This is a genomic window from Alkalibacterium thalassium (genome assembly GCF_900101165.1).
Lineage (GTDB): Bacteria > Bacillota > Bacilli > Lactobacillales > Carnobacteriaceae_A > Alkalibacterium > Alkalibacterium indicireducens.
Map to the genome: position 1 here is coordinate 1 of NZ_FNFK01000088.1, position 6,031 is coordinate 6,031.

Consider the following 6,031-nt stretch of genomic DNA (forward strand, 5'->3'; position numbering starts at 1 on the left):
CTAAGCGCTGACGAGACCTCCCCGGGTAAGAACGACAACCTTCTGCTCATGTCACTGCTCCATTTACTGTACAGGATTCGGGCAGTATCGGACTTCACTTTGTTCCGCAAGCTCATCCGTCCTGATTCAGCCTTTGTATGAAGTTTCTGTTCGTCAGTGCAAGCATTTGCGTCCGTCTTCCTTCAGATTCCGCCTCACGGCGGACACCCTTGACTTTCGCTAACAGTTCCTACTGCCAAGTCTGTAGTGGACTTTCACCACCAAGTTGTCGCCCATGCCGGGCGCACGAAAAAAAGGATGGAGAGTTTCTCCATCCTGATTTTACGATTAATTAATCGGCTTCTTCGTCACTGATGAATGTATTGAGAACCTCTTCAATCATTTCCCATTCTTCATCTGTTTCGATAGCACTCAGTGTACCTTCCAGTCCACCGTCTGCTTCTTTATAAGAAAAAGCTGATAATTCAACTTCTTCTCCTTCACTAGTGCCTGATGGGAAGACAAGTACGTATGATTTGTCAAAATCTTCAGAGTCGAAAGTGAAAAGAATTTCGTAAAGATCTTCGTTCCCCTCTTCATCTATGATTGTAATATATTCGTGCTCGTGTTCATGATCATGATCGTGATCATGGTTATGGTCGTTTGTCATGTTTGTGCCTCCTCGATTATTTTGACTGCTGATCGAGATAATTCTGAAGAATCATCACTGCCGCCAGCTTGTCTATTACTTTTTTTCTTTTTTTTCTGGATGTATTTCCCTCTTCAATCAGCATACGTGTTGCCTGCATAGTCGTTAGACGTTCATCCTGATAGATCACCGGAAGTCCAAATAGAGTTTCAAGCTGTTCGCCGTAGAACAAGGACTGTTCAGCCCGTTGCCCGATTGAACCATCCATATTTTTCGGAAGACCTACAACTATTTTCTCTATCTCAAATTCGTCGATCAACTCTTTCAGACGATCGAATCCCAGTTCATTTTTTGCTTCTCTGATCTGAACCGTCTCTATTCCCTGAGCGGTCCATCCGAAAAGATCACTGACTGCAACACCTACCGTCTTGGAACCGACATCCAGCCCCATTACCCTCATCTATTTCTCACTCTTGAGGTAATGTGTCACCAGTTGTTCTAGTACTTCATCACGTTCATGTCGTTTTATCAGATTACGCGCATCATTGTGTCTTGGAATATAAGCAGGATCTCCAGACAGCAGATAGCCGACAATCTGATTGATCGGATTATATCCTTTTTCTTCCAGAGCACTGTATACTAATTTCAATGTATCTTCTACACTGTGTTCGTCAACATTTTCAACGTTAAATCGAACGGTATGGTCATTTGAAGTCATTAGTTGTTCCCTCCATACTTTTCCGTGAAAAAACTTATTGAACTGTTTTCATAAGTTTCTATCTGATTATATTTTACTAGAAATGAGTTCAAAGTACAATCTAATCTGGATATCATTTACACATCGGAATAAGTATGAGTTGAATTATAATGTTTTATTAACTGAGCTGTCCTTTTATCCAGTCAGATACTTCTGATAATGCCTTCTCAAGACCTTCAGGTTTTTTTCCTCCTGCCTGAGCAAAGTCCGGTCGGCCTCCACCGCCGCCGTTTACATACGGAGAGATTGCCTTGATAAGATCTCCAGCCTTAAGTCCCAGGTCAACTGCTTTCTGATTCATGGAAACAATCAAGTTGACTTTTTCTTCGTTTCTCAAGCCTAGAACAAGTACATCGGAATATCCTTCCTGTTTCCACTTGTCTGAAAGTTGTCTCAACTGATTCATATCTTTCGCCTTGATTTCTTCTGAAATAAATGTCAACTGACCAGCGTCCTGTACATGAGTAAACACTTCTTCCGCCTGTGCATTAGCTAGCCTTGAATGCAGCGATTCGTTGGCCTGATTCAATTCTTTAAGCTCTTTAAGCAGGCCTTCGATTCGGGAAGGGACATCTTGTACGGACTGAACTTTCATTAATCTTGATGCTTCATTCAGTACTCTCAGCTGCTCTTCCATCCACTGATACGCTCCTTCGCTGGTCAGTGCAGTAATTCTTCTTGTGCCTGCTCCTATACCAGCTTCAGAAGTGATTTTAAACAAGCCGATTTCCGCTGTACTTTTTACATGTGTGCCTCCACATAACTCTTTAGAAAAATCACCGATCATGACTACTCTGACATTCTTCCCATATTTCTCTCCGAACAGTGCCATTGCTCCAAGTTCCTTCGCCTTTTCAAGTGTAGTCTCAACAGTTTCAACACTAAGATTTTCCTGAATCTTTTCGTTGACGATTTGTTCCATTTGCTTAAGCTCATCATCTGTGACTTGCCCAAAATGGGTAAAGTCAAAACGCAGATGATTTTCTTCAACTAATGACCCTGCCTGATTAGCGTGATCCCCCAGAACATCTTTCAGTGCCCTGTGGAGAAGGTGAGTAGCTGTATGATTTCGTTCGATCAGCCTGCGACGTTTTCTGTCAATAACCAGTTTGTATTCCTGATCGACAGCTAGAGTCTGTCTAACTGAAGCGATATGAACAGGCTGCCCATCTGGGCCGGATTTCACTGTACTTACTTCTGCCATAACGGTGCTGTTCTGGTCCAATATCAGCCCGCTGTCTCCAACTTGTCCACCTTTTTCAGGATAGAAAGGAGAAGCACTGAATATGAGCTTGGCTGAGTCACCGGAAGACACACTGTCAACAAAAGCTTCGTCTTTAATGATTCTCGTCAGCTTGCTTACTTCTTCGTCTTCAGTATACCCAGTGAACTCACTCTTGATTTTCAGATCACTTAACAGAGAAGACTGAACAGCCATCGATCCTTCAGCCTGACGTGCAGCTCTTGCCCGCTCCTTCTGTTTAGACATTTCTTCTTCAAATTCAGGATAATTAATTGTCATATTCTGTTCGCTTACAACTTCTTCAGTCAGTTCCACCGGGAATCCAAATGTATCGTATAGCTGGAAGACATCTTTCCCAGATAAAACAGTCTGATCAGCTTCTTTTAACGTGTCGACCAGTTCATTAACTTTATCCAGTCCGGCAGCCAGCGTCTCAAGGAAACGTTCCTCTTCATTCAAAATGACTTTTGAAATGAATTCGACTGCATTATCAACTTCTGGGTAATGTTCCTTCATGATGGAAGCCACAACAGGAACAAGTTCAGAGAGAAAAGGCTTCTCGATAGATAGTCGTCTGCCATGCATGACGCTTCTTCTAAGCAGACGTCTTAAGACATACCCTCTTCCTTCGTTGGAAGGCAATGCGCCGTCGCTGATCGCAAATGACAATGCTCGTACATGATCGGCAATGACTTTGAAGCTGATTTTTGATTCTGCATTATCTTTATAGGACTTGCCTGAAATAGCCTCTACACGTTCAATGATCGGCATGAACAGATCTGTTTCAAAGTTAGTTGGTGTGTCCTGAAGAATGGACAGCATACGTTCAAGACCCATTCCTGTATCGATGTTCTTGTTTGGTAGCGGGTCATAGACATCATTAGGTTTATGATTGAACTGCGAGAAGACCAGGTTCCAGATTTCAAGCCAGCGTTCATTTTCTCCTCCAGGATAATTCTCTTCATGCCCTTCAGGGAGGTCGTTGAAAGCCTCTCCCCTGTCATAAAAGATCTCAGAGTTTGGTCCACACGGGCCTTCACCAATATCCCAAAAGTTTCCTTCTTCTTTAACGATATGAGATGCATCAAGTCCGACTTCTTCCTTCCAGATCCGTTCTGCTTCCTCATCATCCGGATAGATCGTCACATAAAGTTTCTCCGGATCAAGCGCCATCCATTTCTCGTCAGTCAGAAATTCCCATGCCCAGATGATTGCTTCTTTCTTGAAGTAATCACCGATCGAAAAGTTTCCAAGCATTTCAAATAAGGTATGGTGTCTGGCAGTTACTCCGACATTTTCAATATCGTTTGTTCTGATACTCTTCTGTGAACTAGCAATGCGTGGGTTTTCAGGTTTGACCGTACCGTCAAAATATTTCTTCATCGTTGCTACTCCGGAGTTCACCCACAGTAATGAGGGATCCTCCACAGGTACCAGCGATGCACTTTTTTCTATTTTATGTCCCTTTTCTTTAAAGAAATCAAGATACATCTGTCTTAGTTCTGCACTAGTTAATTTTTTCATTCGACTCGTCCTTTCAATTTTTAATGCCATAAAAAAAGACTGAATACAGTTACTGCACACAAGGACGTGATTACGCGGTACCACCTTGTTTGCAATAACTTCTATTCAGCCAGTCATTACCTCTTCAGTCTCGTTAACGCCGAGAAAGCGGCATAATTTCTTATGCAGAGTTAAAAGGGAGCACCAAAGACTTCTGACATTCTTTCACCGGAGTGAATGTCTCTCTAACTTTTTGTACCTTCAGTATGACCTTTTCAATTGATAAAAGTATAGCTCAGTTTCCTTCTCCAGTCAATATGCTTGACCTGACAGTTTTTCTATCTTATTCATCATCTGTCCAGTCTGTCTCATGATGAATAAAGTATTTTTCCAGGCTGAACCCTCTCCCGAGCACTTCGCTTGCCGGCATGGCCACGACGAATGCATCCGCATCAGCTTTAAGCACGGTTTCTTTAAGCAGAGTGAATTCTCTTTCCTGAATCACTGCCATCAGCATGTCCTTGTCAGTATTTCCATATCCACCACGAATGCCCAGATTTGTGACCCCGCGCTGCATCGTGTGCAGAATCTCTTCTCTGATATCCTGTGGGTTATCAGAGATAATGAAGACATTTTTGTTTCTGTTAAAGCCGAGCTGAACCAAGTCAATCGTACGAGATACGATGAACAGAGCAATCAGTGAATACATGACTGTTTCTACATCAAATACCAGAAGAGCGATCAGGATCACCAAACCATCTACCATGATGGTGCTCAGTCCCAGCTGAAAATGAAGGAACTGATAAAGGATCTGTACAATTATGCTTGTACCTCCTGTTGAGGCTTTTGCACGGAATACGATTCCGATACCCAGTCCAGTCAGTCCCCCACCGAACAGTGCCGCCAGAAGTGGATCAGAAGTCAGCGCAGGAAAGTGACCAATGAAGCTCAAAAAGAAGGGCAACAGCAGGCTGCCGAGAATCGTTTTATACCCGGCAGCTTTTCCCAGAAGAACAAAACAGAGTACGAGCAGCGGTATATTTAGTGAATACTGGAACAGCGACGGACTCCATCCGAACATGGCATTGGCTGCGATGGACAGACCAGATACGCCTCCTGATACGATATTATTTGGAAGCAGGAAGACCTGGAAGGCTATAGCTGTCAGAAAAGACCCGAAAATGATATAGACATAATCCACCGCACTCAATGTGTATCGTTTTGCTACTCGTAACATTTTATTCCTCCTAATAGGGTATTTGTTCATTTTGATTGCAACTAGCCTATTTTAACATGTCTAGCAAAGAAGTAACAACCACTATCAGGTCAGTTTGTCAAAAATTTTATTAATCTTATTAAATTTTTCCTGAAGTTGGGCTAATTAACAAACCCATAAGTTTCAGCAATGTACTTTTTCCTCCACCAGATGGGCCGGTGACGGTAACGATATCTCCTTTGTGAATCGTAAGACGAATGTTTTCAAGAATTTGCTGGTTATCCACTTTAAAACCTATATCTTCTAACCTAAATATTTCTTTAGACATATCATTTCTCCTTGTCTTTACTATGTAGTTTAAAAAAAGCTTCGGCTACGCCTTCGCCCTTTTGGGATAGTGCGTAGCCATTACTTTTTCAGTTCTGAATTATCGTAGACGATACCGTGAATACTCTTATAGTAAACAGGAACCATCTCATTTCCACATCTTTCACAACTAAATCTAGGTGGATCCATTGGGTCTCCACCATCTAGAACATCAAATTGTTTGACTATATCCTTTGGAATCTCCTCTATCTCTTGACACGTGCGACAGATAAATTCAACGTTTTCTATTGCTTTCTTTTTCGAGTTTATCCCAGCTGAACCGATATTTTTCAATAGCTTTTCGCGTTGCTTCTTTTT

7 protein-coding genes are annotated in these 6,031 nt (G+C 42.3%); all 7 read right to left on the reverse strand.

Features of this window, described 5'->3' with window-relative positions:
- Positions 1-331: 331 nt before the first annotated feature.
- Positions 332-649 (reverse strand): DUF1292 domain-containing protein, encoded by a 318-nt coding sequence (locus BLR76_RS11035; protein WP_091268906.1) that lies wholly within the window; start codon positions 647-649, stop codon positions 332-334.
- Positions 650-665: 16 nt separating this feature from the next.
- Entirely contained in the window at positions 666-1,088 is a 423-nt protein-coding gene (ruvX, locus tag BLR76_RS11040) for a Holliday junction resolvase RuvX (protein ID WP_091268908.1), read from the reverse strand.
- Complete coding sequence (locus BLR76_RS11045) at positions 1,089-1,346, reverse strand: IreB family regulatory phosphoprotein (RefSeq protein ID WP_091268910.1); 258 nt, start codon at positions 1,344-1,346, stop codon at positions 1,089-1,091.
- Between the two features lie 157 nt (positions 1,347-1,503).
- Positions 1,504-4,152: an alanine--tRNA ligase gene (gene alaS, locus BLR76_RS11050; protein ID WP_091268912.1), complete on the reverse strand. Its 2,649-nt coding sequence runs from the start codon at positions 4,150-4,152 to the stop codon at positions 1,504-1,506.
- Between the two features lie 322 nt (positions 4,153-4,474).
- Positions 4,475-5,368, reverse strand: coding sequence for a YitT family protein (locus BLR76_RS11055; RefSeq protein WP_091268914.1), 894 nt, complete (start codon positions 5,366-5,368; stop codon positions 4,475-4,477).
- 118 nt (positions 5,369-5,486) lie between these two features.
- Positions 5,487-5,675 carry an ATP-binding cassette domain-containing protein gene (locus BLR76_RS11060; protein ID WP_091268916.1) on the reverse strand — a complete coding sequence of 63 codons (189 nt, stop codon included), beginning with the start codon at positions 5,673-5,675 and terminating at the stop codon, positions 5,487-5,489.
- A gap of 80 nt (positions 5,676-5,755) precedes the next feature.
- The coding region (locus BLR76_RS11065; protein ID WP_091268918.1) for a hypothetical protein at positions 5,756-6,031 on the reverse strand (276 nt) is incomplete at its 5' end.